General features: G+C 39.7%; 20 protein-coding genes. All 20 read right to left on the reverse strand.

The genetic code is table 11. The features are described 5' to 3' along the window. Nucleotides 1-206 precede the first annotated feature (206 nt). The 20 genes from rpsO to codY all read right to left on the reverse strand — a co-directional run bounded on the left by rpsO (nt 207) and on the right by codY (nt 21,196). A complete protein-coding gene (gene rpsO, locus ACO1D1_RS08930; RefSeq protein ID WP_149869610.1) occupies nt 207-476 on the reverse strand; it encodes a 30S ribosomal protein S15 in 270 nt (89 codons plus the stop codon). 169 nt (nt 477-645) lie between these two features. Further along, nucleotides 646-1,599: a bifunctional riboflavin kinase/FAD synthetase gene (gene ribF / locus ACO1D1_RS08935; protein WP_149869609.1), complete on the reverse strand. Its 954-nt coding sequence runs from the start codon at nt 1,597-1,599 to the stop codon at nt 646-648. A gap of 101 nt (nt 1,600-1,700) precedes the next feature. Beyond that, nucleotides 1,701-2,621 carry a tRNA pseudouridine(55) synthase TruB gene (truB, locus tag ACO1D1_RS08940; RefSeq protein WP_423335642.1) on the reverse strand — a complete coding sequence of 307 codons (921 nt, stop codon included), beginning with the start codon at nt 2,619-2,621 and terminating at the stop codon, nt 1,701-1,703. A 49-nt stretch (nt 2,622-2,670) separates the two neighbouring features. Next, nucleotides 2,671-3,042, reverse strand: a complete 372-nt coding sequence (gene rbfA, locus ACO1D1_RS08945; RefSeq protein ID WP_149869607.1) for a 30S ribosome-binding factor RbfA — start codon at nt 3,040-3,042, stop codon at nt 2,671-2,673. Nucleotides 3,043-3,059: 17 nt separating this feature from the next. Next, nucleotides 3,060-3,341, reverse strand: coding sequence for a DUF503 domain-containing protein (locus tag ACO1D1_RS08950; protein WP_149869606.1), 282 nt, complete (start codon nt 3,339-3,341; stop codon nt 3,060-3,062). Then, complete coding sequence (infB, locus tag ACO1D1_RS08955) at nt 3,338-5,644, reverse strand: translation initiation factor IF-2 (protein ID WP_423335643.1); 2,307 nt, start codon at nt 5,642-5,644, stop codon at nt 3,338-3,340. The genes ACO1D1_RS08950 and infB overlap by 4 nt, the downstream gene beginning before the upstream one ends. Nucleotides 5,645-5,664: 20 nt before the next feature. Next, a complete protein-coding gene (locus ACO1D1_RS08960; protein ID WP_149869604.1) occupies nt 5,665-5,967 on the reverse strand; it encodes a YlxQ family RNA-binding protein in 303 nt (100 codons plus the stop codon). After that, complete coding sequence (rnpM, locus tag ACO1D1_RS08965) at nt 5,964-6,248, reverse strand: RNase P modulator RnpM (RefSeq protein WP_149869603.1); 285 nt, start codon at nt 6,246-6,248, stop codon at nt 5,964-5,966. The genes ACO1D1_RS08960 and rnpM overlap by 4 nt, the downstream gene beginning before the upstream one ends. 14 nt (nt 6,249-6,262) lie before the next feature. Then, nucleotides 6,263-7,387 (reverse strand): transcription termination factor NusA, encoded by a 1,125-nt coding sequence (nusA, locus tag ACO1D1_RS08970; protein ID WP_149869602.1) that lies wholly within the window; start codon nt 7,385-7,387, stop codon nt 6,263-6,265. Between the two features lie 45 nt (nt 7,388-7,432). Next, the gene (rimP, locus tag ACO1D1_RS08975; protein WP_423335644.1) at nt 7,433-7,903 is read right to left on the reverse strand and encodes a ribosome maturation factor RimP; all 471 of its coding nucleotides are present in this window, start codon (nt 7,901-7,903) and stop codon (nt 7,433-7,435) included. A 204-nt stretch (nt 7,904-8,107) separates the two neighbouring features. Further along, nucleotides 8,108-12,430, reverse strand: a complete 4,323-nt coding sequence (locus ACO1D1_RS08980) for a PolC-type DNA polymerase III (protein ID WP_423335645.1) — start codon at nt 12,428-12,430, stop codon at nt 8,108-8,110. A 163-nt stretch (nt 12,431-12,593) separates the two neighbouring features. Continuing rightward, entirely contained in the window at nt 12,594-13,853 is a 1,260-nt protein-coding gene (gene rseP, locus ACO1D1_RS08985; protein ID WP_149869599.1) for an RIP metalloprotease RseP, read from the reverse strand. Nucleotides 13,854-13,944: 91 nt separating this feature from the next. Next, complete coding sequence (gene dxr, locus ACO1D1_RS08990; RefSeq protein ID WP_423335646.1) at nt 13,945-15,087, reverse strand: 1-deoxy-D-xylulose-5-phosphate reductoisomerase; 1,143 nt, start codon at nt 15,085-15,087, stop codon at nt 13,945-13,947. 39 nt (nt 15,088-15,126) lie between these two features. Continuing rightward, nucleotides 15,127-15,912: a phosphatidate cytidylyltransferase gene (locus ACO1D1_RS08995; protein ID WP_149869597.1), complete on the reverse strand. Its 786-nt coding sequence runs from the start codon at nt 15,910-15,912 to the stop codon at nt 15,127-15,129. 26 nt (nt 15,913-15,938) lie between these two features. Then, nucleotides 15,939-16,715, reverse strand: a complete 777-nt coding sequence (locus ACO1D1_RS09000; protein WP_149869596.1) for an isoprenyl transferase — start codon at nt 16,713-16,715, stop codon at nt 15,939-15,941. Between the two features lie 261 nt (nt 16,716-16,976). Then, complete coding sequence (frr, locus tag ACO1D1_RS09005) at nt 16,977-17,534, reverse strand: ribosome recycling factor (RefSeq protein ID WP_149869595.1); 558 nt, start codon at nt 17,532-17,534, stop codon at nt 16,977-16,979. Next, nucleotides 17,534-18,259: a UMP kinase gene (pyrH, locus tag ACO1D1_RS09010; protein ID WP_149869594.1), complete on the reverse strand. Its 726-nt coding sequence runs from the start codon at nt 18,257-18,259 to the stop codon at nt 17,534-17,536. Before pyrH ends, frr begins: the two co-directional genes overlap by 1 nt. Nucleotides 18,260-18,381: 122 nt before the next feature. Beyond that, complete coding sequence (tsf, locus tag ACO1D1_RS09015) at nt 18,382-19,266, reverse strand: translation elongation factor Ts (RefSeq protein WP_149869593.1); 885 nt, start codon at nt 19,264-19,266, stop codon at nt 18,382-18,384. Between the two features lie 256 nt (nt 19,267-19,522). After that, nucleotides 19,523-20,227 carry a 30S ribosomal protein S2 gene (gene rpsB / locus ACO1D1_RS09020; protein ID WP_149869592.1) on the reverse strand — a complete coding sequence of 235 codons (705 nt, stop codon included), beginning with the start codon at nt 20,225-20,227 and terminating at the stop codon, nt 19,523-19,525. Nucleotides 20,228-20,416: 189 nt separating this feature from the next. After that, nucleotides 20,417-21,196 carry a GTP-sensing pleiotropic transcriptional regulator CodY gene (codY, locus tag ACO1D1_RS09025; RefSeq protein ID WP_149869591.1) on the reverse strand — a complete coding sequence of 260 codons (780 nt, stop codon included), beginning with the start codon at nt 21,194-21,196 and terminating at the stop codon, nt 20,417-20,419. Nucleotides 21,197-21,206 lie beyond the last annotated feature (10 nt).

Below are 21,206 nucleotides of genomic sequence, written 5' to 3' on the forward strand. Positions count from 1 at the left end.
CAATCACTTAGAGGATGATGCGAAATAATTCGCTGTAATCATCGTTTTTCATCTATATTCATATAAAAAAAGCCTAAAAAAGCTTATATTATCAATCAAATTAATTATAGTATGCACAAATTTGTCCTGTCTTAAAAATATGTATAAAAATTTCTTTAATTGTTTTAAACCTAACAAAAAAGCGGGAAAAATCCCGCTTCTGAAAACTAACGACGTAGACCAAGCTTATTGATTAACACACGGTAACGTTGAACATCCTTATTACGAAGGAATGTTAAAAGATTACGACGTTTACCAACCATTTTCAAAAGACCACGGCGTGAGTGGTGATCTTTCTTGTGTGTGCGTAAGTGCTCGTTCAAATTATTGATTGATTCAGTAAGGACAGCGATTTGAACTTCTGCAGATCCTGTGTCGTTCTCATGAGTTTTGTACTCATTAATAAGTTCATTTTTACGTTCTTGAGTGATTGCCATCCAGGTTCACCTCCAAATTTTAATATCCCCTGTTACCGAGCAAGCGTCGGTGACTCGACTTGCCAAGCAAAGGTTGTTTTAATACGTAATTAAGAATACATGTTTTCACGCCAAAAAGCAAGTTAAAACCTTATGATATTGTAAGAAAAACTACTTTTTAGCGGCAATGTCAGGAAGATTGTCGATTTTTTTCAAAGTAATCGATTGTTTGTTGTTTATCTTTTTCTATTTGTGTAACAAGCTGCTCGATCCCCGAAAACTTTTGTTCATTACGAATGTAAAGATGCCATTCGATTACCACTTCATCTCCATAAATCTCTTGATTAAAGTCAAATAAATGAACCTCAACAGACAATTTTAATGATTCCTTGTTAAATGTTGGTTTATATCCAACGTTACAAACTCCGTTATACCAATCATGCTGAACCTTCATTCTTACTGCGTAAACGCCGACGGGCGGGATAATATACTCAGCTGACATCTCAATATTTGCGGTCGGAAAGCCAATTGTTCTGCCGCGTTTATCTCCATGAATGACCACTCCTGTTGTTCTATAAAACCTTCCTAGAAGTGTTGGCAGCTCAATTGTTCTACCTTCTTTAAGATTCTGGCGAATTCTTGTTGAGCTTACCTTTTCATTATCCTGGACAAACTTAGGAACGACTGAAAAAGTAAATTTTTCACGTGAATGAAATGGTAAGGTTTCCATCGTCCCTTTTCCCATTCGTCCATACGTAAAATCAAATCCCGCCACTGCATGATGAACATTTAGCCCAATAACATATTGATCAATAAACTCCTGTGGCAGAAGATGGGCAAATTCTGCTGTAAAATGGACAATAAATAAATAATCGATCCCGAGCTCTTCAATGATTGCCATTTTTTCTGCTAAGGGGGTTATATATTGAACATGCTTTTTATTTTTTCCTAATACAACAGATGGATGAGGGTCAAATGTCATGACTGCGCTCGCTAACCCCTTCAACTCAGCTTGTCTCTTTGCCTCAAGAATGACTTGCTGATGGCCGCGGTGAACACCGTCAAAATAGCCTAGTGCCATTGCTAATTGCGGTATTTTATCTTTGTCTATATTTAATGGGAAATTAAGTTTTATTACTTCCAATTGAAACTCACCTTTTCTAGACTGTACCCTTATTTTAAAAGTTAATCATTTTCGACTTCGAGAATTGTCCGGCTCCAGCGCCGAGGAGCTTCCGAATTTCTTTATTCCTGATCATTCCTCAATACTTTAACTGGTTTTAAAAGTCCAGGCTTATTTGGATGCTTTGCATAGATAGCAAGGACAAGCCCTTCATTCGTTTCAGCGATAATAGGTCCGTCACAATTTTTAAAGTGGTCAGGTACAGGTAATTGTGCACCATTTTTCACTTTCTCTGCTACTTTATCATTAATCAGTAATTTCGGCAAATGAGAAAGTGCCGTTTCTAATGGTCTTAACACACTAGAGATGGTTCCAGCTTCCATATGTTCTTCAATTTCTTCAAAGGTTAAACAATCCTCTAACGTAAAAGCAGCCGATTGAACTCTTTGCAAATTGGACATATGGGCAGGATACCCTAAAAGTTCACCAATCATGACAGCCAAAGTTCGGATATATGTGCCCTTGCTACAGCCTACCCTGAACCGAAATGAGATAGTCTCCCCTTGAAATTCCTCCTTGTCATCAAGCAGTTCGATGGAATAGATCGTTACTTTCCTCGTGGGACGTTCTACTTCGATTCCCTTACGAGCATATTCATATAGTCTTACTCCTCCCACCTTCACAGCTGAATACATAGGGGGCGTTTGTTCAATTTCCCCTGTGAGCGATTCCAGCACCTTGATAATTTCTTCTCTGGTGAAAATCCGATCTACGTTTTGGCTTTCTACTACTTCGCCTGAAGCATCTTCAGTAGTTGTTGAAAAACCAATTGTTACTTCACCAACGTAGGCTTTGCCGGCATCTGTTATGTATTCTGCTACTTTTGTTGCTTTTCCAATGCAGATAGGTAAAACCCCTGTCACGTCGGGGTCAAGTGTACCAGTATGACCGACCTTCTTTGTCTTTAATATCTTTCTTAATTTAAAGACGCAATCATGTGATGTTAGTCCTGCAGGCTTAAATAATGGCAGAATTCCTTCCATTCAATATTCTCCTTTCAATTAAAAAAGGGATAGACAAAATGTCTATCCACTATTCTTCTTCATTTTTTTCCATTGGTTTGTCATCGGTATGCAATTGATGTAGAAGGGTTTCAATCCGATTTCCATAGTCGATGGATTCATCCCATTCAAAGATGATTTCCGGTGTTTTTCGAAGTCGAATACGGTGACCGATTTCGGTTCGGATGAAGCCTTTTGCTTTTGCCAGGCCTTTTAATGTATTTTCCCTTTGCTCTTCATCACCTAATACCGATATATATACTTTTGCTTGCTGCAAATCACCTGTTACCTGAACATCAGTAACTGTCACAAAGCCGATCCGGGGATCTTTAATTTTACGACCGATGATGTCACCAAGTTCTTTCTTCATTTGTTCTCCAACACGATTTGCTCTATGGCTCATCACATTCACCTCTTAACTTAAAGCCAATCAATCTCGGTGATCGTTCTTTCTATTTCTGGAAAGGAGTCGATTAATTTTAGTGCATTTTGCAATTCCTGCTCGGTCGATACCCGGGCAGAGGTAACAACAGCAATCGCGATTTTCGTTCGTTGCCAAACATCCTGAAAATCCACCTCTGCCACGGATACATTAAACTTCTGTTTTAAACGTGTAAGGATCCGCTGCAAAACCGCACGTTTCTCTTTTAATGAATGCGCATCATAAATTATACATTCACACACGGCAACACCGACAATCATTTCCGCTCTATTTCTTCCATTATATAAGCTTCAACGATATCTCCTTCTTTAACATCATTAAAGTTTTTAATAGTTATTCCGCACTCGTAGCCTTGTGCTACTTCTTTAGCATCGTCTTTGAATCGTTTTAAGGCATCTATGTGTCCTTCAAAAATGACAATTCCATCACGAATTAAACGAATTCCGCTATCGCGAGTGATTTTTCCATCAGTCACATAAGATCCTGCAATCGTTCCAACCTTAGATACTTTGAAAGTTTGACGAACCTCTGCCTGACCAATGATTTTTTCTTCAAATTCTGGATCAAGCATCCCTTTCATCGCGGCTTCAATCTCTTCAATTACCTTATAAATAATTCTGTGAAGGCGAACATCAACTTTTTCAGCTTCTGCCGCCCGCTTCGCATTCACATCCGGACGTACGTTAAAGCCGATTACAATAGCATTGGAAGCAGCGGCTAGAGTAATATCGGATTCATTAATCGCACCGGCACCACTATGAATGATTCTGATATTGACACCTTCGACATCTATTTTTTGCAAGGAAGCTGCTACTGCCTCTGCAGTACCTTGAACATCTGCTTTAAGGATAATATTTAAATCCTTCATTTCTCCTTGCTTCAATTGATCAAACAGATTTTCCAGGCTGACGATTGATTTTTCACCACGCTGAGCAGCTAATGCCTGCTGTGCACGAGCTTCCCCAACTTGACGAGCTGTTTTCTCATCCTCAAAGACAACGAAACGATCTCCAGCCTGTGGAACATCATTTAAGCCGGTAATCTCAACAGGAGTTGATGGATCCGCCTCTTTTACACGGCGGCCTTTGTCGTTTACCATTGCACGGACACGGCCAAAGGTATTACCAACCACGATTGGATCGCCAATTTTTAATGTCCCGTTTTGAACAAGCAAGGTTGCAACCGAACCGCGTCCCTTGTCTAATTGTGCTTCGATAACTGTTCCAACGGCCTTGCGTTTTGGATTTGCTTTGTATTCTTCTACTTCACTTACAAGAAGAATCATTTCAAGCAGGTTATCAATTCCTTCACCCGTTTTTGCGGAAAGCGGTACAAAAATAGTATCCCCGCCCCATGCTTCTGCTACTAATCCATGCTCTGTCAATTCCTGCATAACACGATCGGCATTTGCTGCTTCTTTATCCATTTTATTAACAGCGACAATAATTGGAACCTCTGCTGCTTTTGCATGGTTAATCGCTTCAACCGTTTGTGGCATAACCCCGTCATCGGCAGCAACAACAAGGATGGTGATATCAGTAATTTTGGCACCGCGGGCGCGCATAGTCGTAAATGCAGCATGTCCTGGTGTATCAAGGAAGGTAATCTTCTTGCCATTTTCAACCACTTGATACGCACCGATATGCTGGGTAATTCCTCCAGCCTCTCCTTCGGTTACCTTTGTGTTACGAATGGAATCAAGGAGAGTGGTTTTCCCATGGTCAACGTGACCCATAATCGTAACAACCGACGGTCTTTCCACTAAAACCTCTGCCTCGTCTTCAGTAAAATACACCTCAAGGTCAGTTGTATCTATTTTAATTTCCTCTTCCACTTCGACTCCGTATTCACCAGCAATTAATTCAATCGCATCTTTATCTAAAACTTGATTGATTGTTGCCATAACGCCGAGTAAAAAGAGCTTTTTAATGATTTCCGAAGGTTCGCGATAAATCTTTTTCGCAAGCTCTCCAACCGTTAAAGATTCACTAAAAGTAATTTTAGCCGGAAGTTCCTTCTCTTTTTTCTTTACTGGCTGTGTATGTTGTACTGGAGTATGTGCCTTTTTCTTTTTATTATTATGGTTGTTACGGTTTTGGTTATTATTATAAGGGCGAGACTTCGCTTTATCAGCGCTGCTAAACACTTTGTTTTCTTTTGACTGAGATTCTTGGTTTTGCTTTTTGCCTTCAACCTTTTTTGGAGGCGAGACTACTTTTACCTTGCTAGGAGTAGCATTTTTATCTGCAGCCTCCTCAAATGCTTTAGCAGTTTTTGCCTGTACTGGTGGTTTCTGCCCTGATTGTGCCGGTCTTTGATTTGGACGATTTTGCTGCTGGCCCGGCCGTGTGTTTGTGCGATTTTGCTGTCCATTATTCTTTTTTTGCTGTGGAGCATTGTTTTCTTTTTTGTTATAGGCTGCATCCAGCTTTTTAACATCTGCATCTTCAATTGTTGCCATATGGTTAGAGACCTCTATATTCATTTCTTTTAATTTATTGATAATTTCTTTGCTTGATATATTGTGTTTCTTCGCGTATTCATAAACACGGATTTTACTCATATGTTTCACCCCCGCAAGATTTAATCGAGCAACGTTACCAGTTTTTTAGCAAATCCATCATCCATAACAGCTACAATAACGCGGGCTTCTTTGCCAATTGCTTGACCAAGAAGATGACGATTTTCCACCATTTTTAATGGAACTTGATAGGAATTACATTTATCTGTAATTTTTTTTGTCGTATTGATAGACGCATCCGCGGCTAATAAAACGAGCTTTGCCTTCCCGTTTCGAATTTCCTTAACGGCAAGCTCCTCACCTGATATGATTTTACGCGCCCGATTGGCTAAGCCAAGTAATGACATCCATTGATTTTGCTTCATTTGGATTGTCGGTTCTCCTTCTCTATTAACTCAAGTAATTCTTCATAAATTGAATCATTAACCGTAACCTCTAAATGGTTTGATAAGGTGTTTTTTTTCTTGGCTAGTAGTACTGCCTCTTTGTCCTTGGAAAGATAGGCACCCCGGCCGGATTTTTTTCCGGTCAAATCAACGGTTACCTCTCCTTCTTTAGAGCGAACGATGCGAACTAGTTCTTTTTTCGGCCTCATTTCACCGGTTGCCACGCATTTGCGCATTGGAACTTTTTTTCTAGTGTTCACACGTCTCACCTCACCTAATCGTCGATTTCGTCTTCAAAATCAAAGTCTGTATCAACATGATCATCAAAAAGTCTGATTGTCTCTTCACGAGGATAGATCCCCAGTTCACGTGCTTCGGTCTCTGATTTGATATCGATTTTCCAGCCTGTTAGCTTCGCAGCTAAACGGGCGTTTTGTCCCCGTTTCCCGATAGCCAAAGAAAGCTGATAATCCGGGACAACAACGGTTGTTGCCTTTTCATTTTCATTCACCATTACATCAAGTACTTTAGAAGGACTTAGTGAATTTGCGACAAATACAACAGGATCGTCTGACCATTTCACGATATCAATTTTTTCACCCTTCAATTCGTTTACGACTGCCTGGACCCGCGTTCCCTTTGGTCCCACACATGAGCCGACTGGGTCAACCTCGTGATTATCTGAATGAACGGAAATCTTCGAGCGGTCACCCGCTTCTCTGGCAACTGATTTAATTTCAACTGTACCATCATATATTTCGGGCACTTCTATTTCAAATAATCGTTTCAGTAGTCCAGGATGAGTCCTGGATACAAATATTTGCGGACCTTTTGTCGTTTTTTCAACTTTTGTAATAAATACCTTAATACGATCATGCGGCTTATATCGTTCATTCGGCATTTGTTCATTTACCGGCAATAATGCCTCAATTTTTCCAAGGCTGACATAAATAAATTTAGAATCCAGCCTTTGAACAATCCCTGTCATAATATCTTCTTCACGGTCGATAAATTCAGAATAAATAATGCCTCTTTCCGCTTCTCTTACACGCTGGGTTACAACTTGTTTAGCCGTTTGCGCAGCAATTCTTCCGAAATCTTTTGGCGTTACTTCCATCTCGACTACATCTTCAACCTGATAATTTGGATTAATCCTTACGGCATCTTCTAATGAAATTTCAAGCCGCGGGTCAAATACTTGATCAACTACTTCTTTTCTAGCAAAGACACGCATGGAGCCAGATTGTAAATTTAAGTCGATGCGGACATTTTGGGCCTGATTAAAATTACGGCGGTATGCTGATACAAGCGCCGCTTCAATCGCTTCAATTAAAATATCCCTGGAAATACCTTTCTCTCTTTCCAGTATTGTAAGAGCATCTAATAATTCGCTGCTCATTTGCTTATATCCCCCTAATCCTATTCAATTTTATTCATCGTTTCATTATGAAAAAATAACAGCTAAACGAGCATTCGCTACTTTTTCATATGGAATCTCAATGGACTTTTTGCGAGTTTTAATCTTAATCTCAACTATTAAGTGATTACCGGTAAATTCGAGTAATGTGCCTTCGAAGCTTTTTTTCCCATCAATCGGTTCATACGTTTTAATAAAAACATTTTTGCCAATTGCCTTTTCGAAATCCTTCTCTTTTTTTAATGGACGCTCTGCACCTGGAGATGATACTTCAAGAAAGTAGTTATGGGGAATCGGATCCATCTCATCGAGTTTTTCACTTAGTCGCTCACTAACCAGGCCGCAATCCTCGATATCAACACCAGTATCTTTATCAATATATACGCGAAGGAACCAGTTTTTTCCTTCCTTCACATACTCAATGTCCACTAATTCCATATCTAACTCTTGAAAAATTGGGGCAGCCAGCGCTTCTACAACTTCCGTTACTTTGCTCATGCTTTACCTCCTTTTCTATAGACTTTCACCCATATTCTATGTAGTTCACGGAAAGTTTTATCAAAAAAAACATTTGTAAACAAGACGAAAGAGTGGGTTTCCCCACTCTTGAACACGAGAGTATTTCTTAGTATTTCCAATAAAACTATACCATAACCATGATTTATATGCAAACTGCTACCCTTAAAATAAGGTTTTTCACGGTTAGAACAAGGAAAGCTGATTCTGCTCTGGAAGAGATTTTAAACAGCCTTGTTTATCCAAATACTCTAGAATTGTCTTGGATACTTTTCCACGCTGCTGCAGGTCTTCTTTTGATAAAAATTCTCCGTCTCCCCTGGCCTTTACGATATTATAGGCAGCGTTTGTGCCTAACCCAGGAATCGAATTAAATGGAGGAATTAATGAATTGCCATCAATAATAAATTCAGATGCATCCGAATGATACAAATCATAATTTTGGAAGCTGTACCCTCTTTCTGACATTTCTAGTGCAAGTTCCATAACTGTTAACAGGTTTTTTTCTTTATTGGATGCCTCAAGACCTTTTGCATTAATTTCCTCGATTTTTGCACGAATCGCTTCTGATCCTCTGGACATCGTTTCGATATCAAAGTCCTCGGCCCGAACTGTAAAGTAAGCAGCATAATATAAAAGCGGAAGATGGACTTTAAAATAAGCTATCCGTACAGCCATTAATACATAGGCAGCGGCGTGGGCTTTAGGGAACATATATTTGATCTTTTTGCAAGAATCAATATACCATTCCGGCACCTCGTTTTTCCGCATTTCCGCTTCCATTTCTTCGCTTAAGCCTTTCCCTTTACGGACGGATTCCATAATTTTAAAGGCAAAAGATGGCTCGAGACCCTGATAAATCAAATAAACCATGATATCATCACGACAGCCGATTACTTCGCTTAAGTTACAAATTTGGTTATGAATTAATTCCTGAGCATTCCCCAGCCAAACGTCTGTTCCGTGGGATAAACCGGATATTTGGACAAGTTCAGAGAAGGTGGTCGGTTTTGTATCCTCTAGCATTTGCCGGACAAATCTCGTCCCAAACTCTGGAATACCTAATGTTCCGGTTTTACACATAATCTGCTGTTCTGTTACCCCAAGAGATTCCGTATTGCTAAAGATCTTCATGACTTCGGGGTCGTCTGTCGGTATCGTTTTTGGATCGATTCCACTTAAATCTTGAAGCATCCGGATAACAGTCGGATCGTCATGACCGAGAATATCAAGCTTCAGCACATTATCATGGATGGAATGGAAATCAAAATGTGTCGTCTTCCATTCCGAGTTCCGATCATCTGCTGGAAATTGAATCGGTGTGAAATCATACACATCCATATAATCCGGAATAACGATAATCCCGCCGGGGTGCTGACCGGTCGTTCTTTTTACTCCCGTACAGCCGGAAGCTAACCGTTCCACTTCGGCATTCCGTATTTGGAGATTGTTATCCTGCTGATAGGCTTTTACATATCCAAAGGCCGTTTTATCCGCAACAGTACCGATAGTCCCTGCACGGTAGACATATTCTTCACCAAACAAGACTTTTGTATAGTTGTGGGCACGCGGCTGATATTCACCTGAGAAGTTCAAATCGATATCAGGGACCTTATCTCCTTTAAAGCCTAAGAACGTTTCAAACGGAATATCGTGGCCGTCTTTGCGGTATTTTCCACCACAATTTGGACAGTCTTTATCAGGTAAATCAAATCCGGAGCCGACCGATCCATCATTAAAGAACTCGGAATGCTTACATGTTGGACACACGTAATGCGGCGGTAACGGATTCACCTCTGTAATTTCTGTCATTGTCGCTACAAGGGAAGATCCAACGGACCCCCGCGAACCAACGAGATAGCCGTCATCAAGGGATTTTTTCACGAGCTTATGCGAAATTAAATAAATAACGGCAAATCCATGCCCAATGATACTTTTAAGTTCTTTTTCCAGGCGGGCTTCCACAATTTCAGGGAGAGGCTCTCCATAGATTTTATGAGCCATATCATAACTCATTTGACGCATCTCATCTTCTGCGCCTTCAATTTTAGGTGTGTATAAATCGTCTTTAATTGGTTTAATGACGTCAATCATATCAGCAATTTTATTGGTGTTGGTCACCACTATTTCTTTCGCTTTTTCTGCCCCTAAAAACGAAAAAGCATCAAGCATTTCATTGGTTGTCCTAAAATGAACGTCCGGAAGTTCATGGCGGTTTAATGGGTTTGCGCCGCCTTGTGAGTTGATTAAGATTTTTCGATAGATTTTATCATTTTCATTTAAATAATGAACATTCCCTGTAGCCACAACAGGCAGGCCTAATTTATCGCCAAGTGTGACAATTTTACCAATAATATCCTCCATCGCTTTTTCATCCCGAACTAATTCCATTTCTATTAAAGGAGCATTTACTTCCTTCGGCATTACCTCAAGATAGTCATAAAAACGGGCGTGTGCTTCTACCTCTTCCGGGGACTTTTGCATCATCCCTTCAAACACTTCACCTTTATTACAGGCTGAGCCTACAAGAATGCCATCCCTATATTTTTGCAAGACTGACCTTGGGATTCGGGGAACTCTGTAAAAATACTCAATATGTGCGATCGACACAAGTTTAAACAGGTTCTTCAAACCGTGTTCGTTTTGTGCTAATAGTGTGCAATGGTAGGGGCGGGCACGTTGATAGGCATTTCCTTTCCCCATATTATCGTTCAATTCATCATGGTATTCGATTCCTTTTTCAAGGGCATCCTTCAGCATTTTCAAGAGTAAATAACCTGTGGCCTCCGCATCATAAATCGCACGGTGGTGCTGGGTTAATTCAATATCAAACTTTTTCGTCAATGTATTTAATCGGTGGTTCTTCATTTCTGGGTATAAGAATCGACCCAACTCAAGTGTATCAATGACAGGATTTTTCGCCTTTTCTAAGCCGATTTTTTTATATCCGACGTTAAGGAAGCCCATATCAAATGAAGCATTATGGGCAACAAGGACTCCATCCCCAACCCATTCATGAAAATCTCTAATAACCTCATCTACTTCCGGTGCATTCTGAACCATATCATCGGTTATTCCGGTAAGGTTGATGGTGGTTGCGGAAAGCCGGTGATGGGGATTTGCAAATGACTCAAAACGGTCAATGATTTCGCCGTCTCTAATCTTCACGGCTGCAAGCTCGATGATTGTATCATATACGGCAGAAAGACCTGTTGTTTCTACGTCAAAAATGACGAACGTATCTTCTGCAAGCAAACGATGGGCATCATTATAGGCAATTGGCACACCATCATCGACAAGATTCACTTCGACCCCGTAAAGAATTTTTATATTATTTTTCTTACCGGCCCCATATGCTTCAGGGAATGACTGGGCGACAGCGTGGTCCGTTACGGCGATGGCCTTATGGCCCCATTTTGCAGCTTGAGCAATTAGGCTACTGACGGGAGTTACCGCATCCATTTGGCTCATCGGGGTGTGAAGATGCAATTCAACCCGCTTTTCATCATCTGGTGCTGTATCCTTCCGTCCCATCGGTTTTATTTCATTAATATCGTTCCCAATCATAACAAGGTCACGAACGAAGGTATCGTTTTGGATACTACCGCGGACCTTAACCCACATTCCCTTTTTTACAAGCTGGAACAGGGCAGCATCCTCTTTATCACGTGAAAACATTTTCACCATGATCGAGCTAGTGTAATCGGTAATTTTAAAGGTTAGGAGTGAACGGCCGCTTCTTAACTCGCGAATTTCGGCATTAAAAATATACCCTTCAACCGCCACTCTTCTTTCTTCATCAACGATATCAATCAAACTGCGGTAGTCGCTGTCATCCTTTATCGTTAACCCAATCATTAGAGGACCTGTAGGCAGTTCACCGCCAGACTGATCCTTTTCCGCTTCTTTCTTTTGCATCTCGACCATTGCCATTAAGGCGCGTTCTTGATCTTCCTTTTGTTTGGCAAGTTCAAATTGTTCATATTCATCATTTTTTTCCATTTTTATGTCAGTTTCGATTGCTAAGAGCGGAAATCCAAATGAATGATAAATATCGCTAATTACTGGACCGTATTTTCGTTTTAACGCTAGACCTTCCGCCTGATTTCTAACTGTAATCGTCAGCTTATTCCCACTTACATCTGGCAATTGTTCATAAAGCAATTTCAAAAGCGGCGGCGAAATACCATCAATTTGCTGGATACAAAAGCTCCAATATTCTTTAACTATTTCCGGTGTGATGACTTGATTGATCACATTGATATCATAGGAAATGGCTGCAATGTTCGAGAAGGTTCTTTCTAACTGTGTAGTAAACCTAAGATAGACATTGAATGGAAGGATTTTTTCAAATAAAAATTGAAACCGCCACTTCCGCGCTTTTTTTTCAACCAGCAGTCTTTCTATTTGCGCATTATTAAAATGCACTACCACAGCATCCTCGATCAGTTGCAGCTGCTGGAGCAAGAGTTGGAATCGCTCTTTATTGCCTAAGGCATGTTCGCTCATCGTCTCTCTCCCATCTATTCAAAATCAATTATCTTTATCTATTTCAAAACTTAATTATAGCATATGTTCAATAATCATTCGGCGAAATTCGACAGAAACCTCTGCTGGAAAAAATTAAATTGGGACCGCGGCTGCGATCCCAATGATGTAGTTTATTTCCTTATTAGAGGAAGAACCTCTGAATATCATTCCATGTAACGACAAGCATCAAGAGCATGAGAAGGGCAAATCCGATAAAATGGACCATCCCTTCCTTCTGGCGGTCAATTGGTTTCCCTCTAACTGCTTCGACAGCAAAGAACATTAATCTGCCGCCATCAAGTGCAGGGATCGGCAGCAAATTCATAATCCCCAGATTGATACTTAAGATTCCGGCCCATTTCATTAAATAATAAATACCCGATTTTGCTACTTCAGCAGTGGAATTGTAAATGCCAACCGGACCGGACAGGGCATCAATTGAAAATTGACCGGTAACCAATTTTCCAAGCATCACAAAAATTTGTTTTGTCCAGAAATAGGTTTCTGTGAAACCAGACTTAACTGCTTGGAGTGGTGACTTTTCAACCGGGCTATAAACACCGATAATACCCATTTTCGTACCCTCGACTGTCTTTTCAAGCGGTGTTACTTGTATTTCATTCTCTTCTCCATCTCGTATAACCGAGAAATCAAGTTTTTTATTTGGATTTTCTCGAATGATTTCAACCACATCAGACCAGCTGGAAATTTCTGAACCATTTATACTCTGGACGATATCTCCTTCTTGCAGACCGGCAGATTTGGCAGCTCCGTCCGGAGTTATAACGCCCAATTTCGGTTCATTTGAAGGGACACCCTGTAATAATGCAATTAAGATAAATAGGACGAAAGCAAGGACAAAGTTCATTGCTGGCCCTGCAAAAATCGCTAAAAATCGTTGCGGTAATGTTTTTGAACCAAATTGACGGTCAAGCGGAGCAAGTTGAGATTCAATCCCATTTTCAACCAGAACCGCTTTTGGATTTATTTTAAACGTCTGTAAATTTTCATCGTCATCTTCCGGAAATCCCTTTATGACTAAATCCTTTTCTATATCAGCATACTCCACTTCAACAATCCGGCAATTAGGGAATTTTTCTTTATTGTTTAGAATAATTTTGCTTACTTGATTTTCATGATTAAATAAAAGACCGATTCGATAGCCCGGTTTAATTTCCACCATCTCTGGATCTTCTCCCGCCATGCGGACAAATCCTCCAATTGGCAATAATCGAATGGTGTAGGTAGTTTCACCTTTCTTATGTGTGAACACTTTTGGTCCCATACCAATAGCAAACTCACGGCAAAGAATCCCTGCTCTTTTAGCAAAAATAAAATGTCCTAATTCATGAAAGAAGACGAGTGCGCCAAAAATCACAATAAAGGCAATAACTGTACTCAATGAAAAAACCACCTTTCCTTCAGGATAAGAGTGAAGCTTATAACCACGTTAACCGTACCTTCGACGCCATTAACGGGCACTTCCGTTTCGCTTATAAAAGTGACTGCACATACTGTCTCGTTTCTTGATCGACCTCTTCAATCATCGTTAAACTTGGATGGTTGATGGATTGATGGCTGCTTAACGCCTTCTCAATCAAATCTTCAATCTGCAAGAAACGAATTTTACCTTCTAAAAACGCAGCTACGGCCGTTTCGTTGGCTGCATTCAAAACAGTAGGCATTGTTCCGCCTTCTTTTCCAGCCATAAAGGCAAACTGCAGGCAGCGGAACCTCTCAACATCCATTTCCTGAAAGTGTAGTTTTCCAATACTCGCTAAATTTAATCGGTTTTTAGTGGGCAGCGGAAGACGATCAGGGTATGTGAGTGCATATTGGATTGGCACTCTCATATCCGGTGTTCCTAGTTGAGCGATAATACTGCTGTCATGGAATTCAATCATTGAATGTATGATGCTTTCATGATGGAGCAATACATCAATTTTTTCATAAGGCATTTGAAACAGCCAATGTGCTTCAATGACCTCTAACCCTTTGTTCATCATGGTCGCGGAATCAATCGTAATTTTCGCCCCCATCGACCAATTCGGATGATTTAAAGCTTCTTTTACTGTGACATTTACCAACTCATCCCGGGTGCGGTCCCGAAAACTGCCTCCTGACGCTGTTAAAATTAACTTTTCTATATTTTTTTCCTTTTCACCTTGCAAGGCTTGGAAAATAGCAGAGTGCTCACTGTCGACAGGAAGCAGTTGAACATTATTTTTTCGCGCTGCCTCCATTACTAAGTGTCCTGCTGTTACAAGTGTTTCTTTATTCGCAATTGCAATTACTTTCCCACACTCAATAGCCTGTAAAGTAGGATGCAGCCCCACACTGCCAAGAACTGCATTGACAAGGATATCAGCTTTTTCAAAAACAGCCGCTTCAATCAGTCCCTCATTCCCATAAGTAAACTTCGTTTGCGGAAATTCTGCTTTTAATGTATGACAATCTTGATAGTCTTGTACAGAAACAAGCTCTGGATTAAATTCGGCAATTAATTTTCTGGCCAAATTGATATTTTTGCCAACTGAAAAGGCAGCCAGCTTAAATTCTGTCGGATGTTCCCGAATGACATCGATGGTCTGTGTTCCAACCGATCCCGTTGCACCCAATAAACTAATTATTTTCAAACGTTTCATCTCCTATAAAAAACAAAAAACAATTTCGTTTTATCCCCAAAGGTGGAATAGGCTTAATATTGGCCAAACAAATATTAAACTGTCAAACCGGTCAAGGATTCCTCCATGACCAGGTAAGATTTTCCCTGAATCTTTCACATTAAAATGACGTTTAAATGCTGACTGAACAAGGTCACCAATTTGTCCAAAAACAGACAATACCACTGTAATGGCAATAATGGACCCTTTTATATCAGTGAATAAAACAAAGAGGATGGCTACAATCACGGCACAAACAACACCGCCCAGTGATCCTTCAATCGTCTTATTCGGGCTGATTTCAGGCCAAAGCTTTCTCTTTCCAAGAGCTTTCCCAATAAAATACGCCCCTGAATCTGTTGCCCATATCATAAATAGGGAGTATAAAATGAAGACTAATCCCCCATCCACCCTTGTTTCGAAGAAAAAGTAAAAACCCATCCCGACATAAAGAGCGGATAAAATTGAAAATGAGACATCTTCAAAGGTAAAGCGATTCTTGGTAATCACTGTATAGGTTAATAATAAAAGGATTAACACAATACACAATTCGGTTTTTGAATAATAAAAGCTATCCAAAACATGACGATACTTCTCGGGAAAAATCAGCACCCAGAGAAATAAAATGGAAAGTATACCATGGATCGAGAAAATAGTAAGATTTTTCATTTTCAGTAATTCATACAGACCAACAGTCGCTAAAAAATACGTTAGTAACACGAGCGGAATTCCCGCGTAGTAAACAATTGGCAAAAACAATGCCGCTGCAACGACTCCTGTAATAATTCTTTGCTTCATCTAGTAGTTCAACACCTTTGTTATTTCTATAAGCCGCCATACCTGCGCTGGCGCTTTTGGAAGACCTCAACCGCTTCAAGCAAATGTTCCTCATTAAAGTCCGGCCATAGGACATCCGTAAACCAAAACTCCGAGTATGCTAATTGCCAAAGCATAAAGTTACTTAAACGGATTTCTCCGCTAGTCCGGATTAAAAGGTCAGGATCTTCAAATGCTGAGGTCATCAAGTATGAGGAAAATACCTGTTCGTTGAGTTCCGTTTCATTTAGTATACCATTTTTACTATCAGTTAAGACTTGCTTGACCGCATCTAGTATCTCCGCTCTGCTTCCGTAATTTAAGGCAAAGTTTAAAATTAATCCGGTATTATTTTTTGTTTCCTCCATGGCTTTTTCAATGGCTCGTAAGGTATGTACCGGAAGTTGATCTTTATAGCCCATCATTTTCACTTGTACATTATTTTTAACTAAATCAGGAAGAAAGGTCCCAAGAAATTCTTCCGGCAGCCTCATAATGTATTCTACTTCATTTTTAGGACGTTTCCAGTTTTCGGTTGAAAAAGCATATAAAGTCAATGCCTTTATTCCAAGATCATTTGCCAACATCGTTGTTTTACGAACAACCTTCATCCCTTCATGATGACCGGCAATCCTCGGCAGTGCTCTTTTTTTAGCCCAGCGGCCATTGCCATCCATAATAATGGCAACGTGCCCGGGAACAGGCAGTTTTTTTATTTCTTCTATTTTATCTCGGAGTGTGGAAGACGTTTGCTGCTTCTTCCTAAGTTTAAATTTATTTAACATAACATTGCACCTCAATTAGTTAATCATTTCCTCCGAAAATAGATCACTTTCAAATTGAATCAAATGTCGATATGTAAAGGATATTTTTGGTTAGGTGGTTTTATCATACCAAAAAATCTAGAAGATATCTCTAATAATAACTTATGTAAAATAAAAGGAATTAAGAATAATGTTCAGAAAACATTCGCTTGCCATCGGTATCGTTTAAAAAATCCTACATATAGTGAAAAAAACCCCCTAAATAGAGGGTCTGATACTCAATTACACTTCTAATATTTCTTTTTCTTTATCTTTCGTAATTTGATCGATTTTTTGAATGTACTCATCCGTAAGCTTTTGTACATCATCAGAATAGCCTCGAAGTGCGTCTTCTGTTATTTCCCCATTCTTCTCAAGCTTTTTCAACGAATCATTGGAATCACGGCGAATATTCCGAAGGGCAACTTTTGCTTCTTCTGATTCTTTTTTGACTAATTTCACAAGTTCTTTCCGGCGTTCCTCAGTCAGCTGTGGAATGGCAAGGCGAATAACCTGGCCATCGTTCGTAGGATTTAAGCCTAAATCAGACTTTAAAATTGCCTTTTCAATATCACCAAGGATCGATTTATCATATGGCTGAATCACTAGAAGCCTGGCTTCAGGAACTGAGATTCCTGCCATTTGATTGACGGGCGTAGGTGCACCATAATAATCAACCGTGATACGGTCCAGCAATGACGCACTAGCCCTGCCGGCACGGATACTGGCAAGTTCACGAGAATATGACTGAATAGCTTTTGTCATTCGGTCTTTAGTAGTAGAGATAACCTGCTTTGGCATTAATTTTTCCCCCTAACGATTGTTCCGATTTTTTCACCCATAACGGCTCTTTTAATATTGCCTTGTTCCATAATAGAGAAGACAATTAGTGGAATATCATTATCCATACATAAGGAAGAAGCGGTTGAGTCCATTACGGCTAACCCTTCCTTGATCACATCCAGGAATGATAAATCTTCATATTTAGTAGCATTTGCGTCAACACGAGGGTCTGCTGAATAAACTCCATCCACATTATTTTTCGCCATTAATATGACTTCGGCATCAATTTCTGCTGCCCGAAGTGCAGCTGTGGTATCCGTTGAGAAATAAGGATTACCTGTGCCGGCAGCAAAAATTACAACCCGCTGCTTCTCGAGATGTCTAATTGCACGGCGTCTAATATATGGTTCAGCCACCTGGCGCATTTCTATTGATGTTTGCACGCGTGATTCAATTCCTAGGTGTTCTAAACTATCTTGAAGTGCTAAAGAATTCATAACGGTCGCGAGCATTCCCATATAATCAGCTGTTGCTCTGTCCATTCCCATTTCACTGCCGATTTTTCCACGCCAAATGTTTCCACCGCCTACAACAACAGCTACCTCAACACCAAGTTCTGCAATTTCTTTGACTTGAATGGCAATCGATTTAATAACGGAAGGTTTAATTCCGAAGCTCGATTCACCAGCAAGTGCTTCCCCGCTTAATTTTAAAACTACGCGTTTGTACTTAGGACCGCTCATATAAACCTCCGTGTATGTAAATTAATCTTGAAAAATAGGGAACACACCGTGTTCCCTATTCAAAAACCTATTACAGCAACATTCCCTTAAAACGTGTTCGCTTTAAATTAGAGAATTATTGACTATTGTTTATTAACTTGGTTCATAACTTCTTCTGCGAAGTTATCTTCACGTTTTTCAATGCCTTCGCCTACTTCGTAGCGAACGAATTCACGTAAAGTTGCACCTTTTGATTCAACGAATTGACGTACCTTTTGATCAGGGTTTTTAACGAAAGTTTGGTCTAGAACACAAACATCTTCAAAGTATTTTCCAAGACGGCCTTCTACCATTTTAGCCACGATATTTTCAGGCTTGCCTTCGTTTAGAGCTTGTTGTGTTAATACTTGACGCTCGCGCTCCACCTCTTCTTGTGATACTTGATCACGAGAAACATATTTTGGTCTTAATGCAGCGATGTGCATGGAAATATCTTTAGCCGCATCAGCGTCAGTTGTACCTTCAAGAACGGTTAATACGCTAATACGTCCGCCCATGTGGAGGTATGCGCCAAATGCATCATTATCCGTTTTTGATAATACTGCAAAACGACGAAGTGATAATTTTTCACCAATTTTCGCAATTGCTGCATTAATGTGTTCACCAACAGATACACCGTTTTCCATTGTTTGAGCAACAGCTTCTTCAACAGATGCCGGGTTGTTTTTAAGTAGATGCTGTGCAAGTTCTTTAACAAGTGTTTGGAATCCTTCGTTTTTCGCTACGAAGTCAGTCTCAGAGTTTACTTCAAGAATAACAGCATTGTTTCCTTCAGTTACAATAGAAGTTAACCCTTCAGCTGCAATACGATCAGCTTTATTAGCAGCTTTCGCGATTCCTTTTTCACGAAGGAAATCAATTGCTTTTTCCATATCACCATTTGTTTCTGTTAAAGCTTTTTTACAATCCATCATTCCTGCGCCAGTTTTTTCACGTAGTTCTTTAACCATTTGAGCAGTAACTGCCATAATTTTCTTCCTCCTTAAATTCTATGTACTGTACTCATATCTTAGCCATCTATGCCGAAGATAAACAGTCTTTAGCTTGCCAGTCGGCAAGTTTTCTTTCGCCGATAGGAAAGTAAAACTTTCCTATTAGGCATAAGTGCAACTAAGCCTCTGTCTTCGCCTGACGGCTCGCCAATCGGCAAGTTTTCTTTAAAAAAAGGTGATAAAGGGTCTCCCTCTTATCACCTTTTTATCAGATCACTAAATTGAATTAGTATTATGCTTCTACTTGTACTTCTTCGCCTTGTTTTGCTTCAAGGATTGCATCAGCCATTTTACCAGTTAAAAGCTTAACTGCACGAATCGCATCGTCATTCGCTGGAATCACTACATCGATTTCATCTGGATCACAGTTTGTATCAACGATACCAACGATAGGAATATTTAATTTCTTCGCTTCTGCAACCGCGATACGCTCTTTACGAGGGTCAATGATGAAAAGTGCATCTGGAAGCTGTTTCATGTCTTTAATTCCGCCTAGGAATTTTTCAAGACGCTCTTGTTCTTTCTTTAATTGTACTACTTCTTTCTTTGGTAGTACTTCGAAAGTACCGTCTTCTGACATTCTTTCGATATCTTTTAAGCGGCCAATACGCTTTTGAATGGTTTCAAAGTTTGTTAGTGTACCACCTAACCAGCGTTGGTTAACATAGTACATTCCAGAACGGCCAGCTTCTTCTTTAACAGAATCTTGAGCTTGTTTCTTTGTACCAACAAAAAGAACGGTTCCGCCGTTACCAGCAAGTTCCTTAACCCAGTTATAAGCTTCTTCCACTTTTTTAACTGTTTTTTGAAGATCGATAATGTAGATACCGTTACGCTCAGTGAAGATATATTTCTTCATCTTAGGGTTCCAACGGCGAGTTTGGTGTCCGAAATGTACACCAGCTTCAAGCAATTGTTTCATTGAAATTACTGACATGTGTTTTTCCTCCTAGTGGTTTGTTTTCCTCCGCTTATTTCATTTTTAAACAGAAACTGTTTCTACAGCACCGTCTGTTTAAATCAATAAGCGTGTGTATTAACACCATGAAATAATATAGCACATGTAATCTTAACAATCAAGTTATATATTCAAAAAAAATCTCCAGGTGAACTGGAGATTTTAATCTTAATTCGATCTTAATTTATCAAGTTCAACTAAAAACTTATCATTTAATACTTTGATGTACGTTCCTTTCATACCAAGAGAACGGGATTCGATAACCCCTGCACTTTCAAGTTTTCTTAATGCATTGACAATTACGGAACGTGTAATACCAACACGGTCAGCAATTTTTGAAGCAACTAATAGGCCTTCATGACCATTTAACTCTTCAAAAATATGCTCAATGGCTTCTAGTTCACTATAAGACAATGAACTGATAGCCATTTGCACAACGGCCTTGCTGCGAGCTTCTTCCTCAATCTCTTCTGCTTTTTCACGTAAAATCTCCATACCTACTACAGTTGCACCATATTCCGCAAGAATCAATTCATCATCCTGGAATTTTTCTTGTAATCTGGCAAGGATTAATGTGCCTAATCGTTCCCCGCCTCCGATAATTGGGACAATTGTTGTCAAGCCTTCATGGAATAATTCTCTGTTTTCCACAGGGAAAGCAGTATATTGGCTTTCAATACCAAGATTTGATGAAGTTTCTTGAATATTAAACAAACCATTTGTGTATTCTTCAGGAAATTGTCTGTCTTCAAACATTTTCTTCATTCGTTCGTTTTCAATTTGCTGATAAATTGAAAATCCTAAAAGTTTCCCGCGGCGGCTGACAATGTAAACATTCGATTCAATTGTTTCACTTAATGTCTCTGACATTTCCTTGAAATTCACTGGTTTTCCAGCAGCTTTTTGCAATAAAACATTAATTTTTCTCGTTTTTGTAAGTAAATCCATTGTGTTTCTT

The sequence above is a fragment of the Neobacillus sp. 19 genome (assembly GCF_049463095.1).
In the GTDB taxonomy this organism is placed as follows: domain Bacteria; phylum Bacillota; class Bacilli; order Bacillales; family Cytobacillaceae; genus Neobacillus.

Coding starts and splice junctions, on each gene's coding strand:
- tsf (WP_149869593.1), bottom strand. CDS start 19,266: ATGGCAGTTACTGCTCAAATGGTTAAAGAACTACGTGAAAAAACTGGC.
- ACO1D1_RS08995 (WP_149869597.1), bottom strand. CDS start 15,912: ATGAAGCAAAGAATTATTACAGGAGTCGTTGCAGCGGCATTGTTTTTG.
- rpsO (WP_149869610.1), bottom strand. CDS start 476: ATGGCAATCACTCAAGAACGTAAAAATGAACTTATTAATGAGTACAAA.
- frr (WP_149869595.1), bottom strand. CDS start 17,534: ATGCCAAAGCAGGTTATCTCTACTACTAAAGACCGAATGACAAAAGCT.
- pyrH (WP_149869594.1), bottom strand. CDS start 18,259: ATGAGCGGTCCTAAGTACAAACGCGTAGTTTTAAAATTAAGCGGGGAA.
- rpsB (WP_149869592.1), bottom strand. CDS start 20,227: ATGTCAGTAATTTCAATGAAACAATTGCTTGAAGCTGGTGTACATTTC.
- ACO1D1_RS08980 (WP_423335645.1), bottom strand. CDS start 12,430: ATGAGCGAACATGCCTTAGGCAATAAAGAGCGATTCCAACTCTTGCTC.
- rbfA (WP_149869607.1), bottom strand. CDS start 3,042: ATGAGCCATAGAGCAAATCGTGTTGGAGAACAAATGAAGAAAGAACTT.
- nusA (WP_149869602.1), bottom strand. CDS start 7,387: ATGAGCAGCGAATTATTAGATGCTCTTACAATACTGGAAAGAGAGAAA.
- ACO1D1_RS09000 (WP_149869596.1), bottom strand. CDS start 16,715: ATGTTAAATAAATTTAAACTTAGGAAGAAGCAGCAAACGTCTTCCACA.
- ACO1D1_RS08950 (WP_149869606.1), bottom strand. CDS start 3,341: ATGATTGTCGGTGTTGCCGTGTGTGAATGTATAATTTATGATGCGCAT.
- ACO1D1_RS08960 (WP_149869604.1), bottom strand. CDS start 5,967: ATGAAGCAAAATCAATGGATGTCATTACTTGGCTTAGCCAATCGGGCG.
- truB (WP_423335642.1), bottom strand. CDS start 2,621: ATGGAAGGAATTCTGCCATTATTTAAGCCTGCAGGACTAACATCACAT.
- codY (WP_149869591.1), bottom strand. CDS start 21,196: ATGGATTTACTTACAAAAACGAGAAAAATTAATGTTTTATTGCAAAAA.
- infB (WP_423335643.1), bottom strand. CDS start 5,644: ATGAGTAAAATCCGTGTTTATGAATACGCGAAGAAACACAATATATCA.
- rimP (WP_423335644.1), bottom strand. CDS start 7,903: ATGAGCAAAGTAACGGAAGTTGTAGAAGCGCTGGCTGCCCCAATTTTT.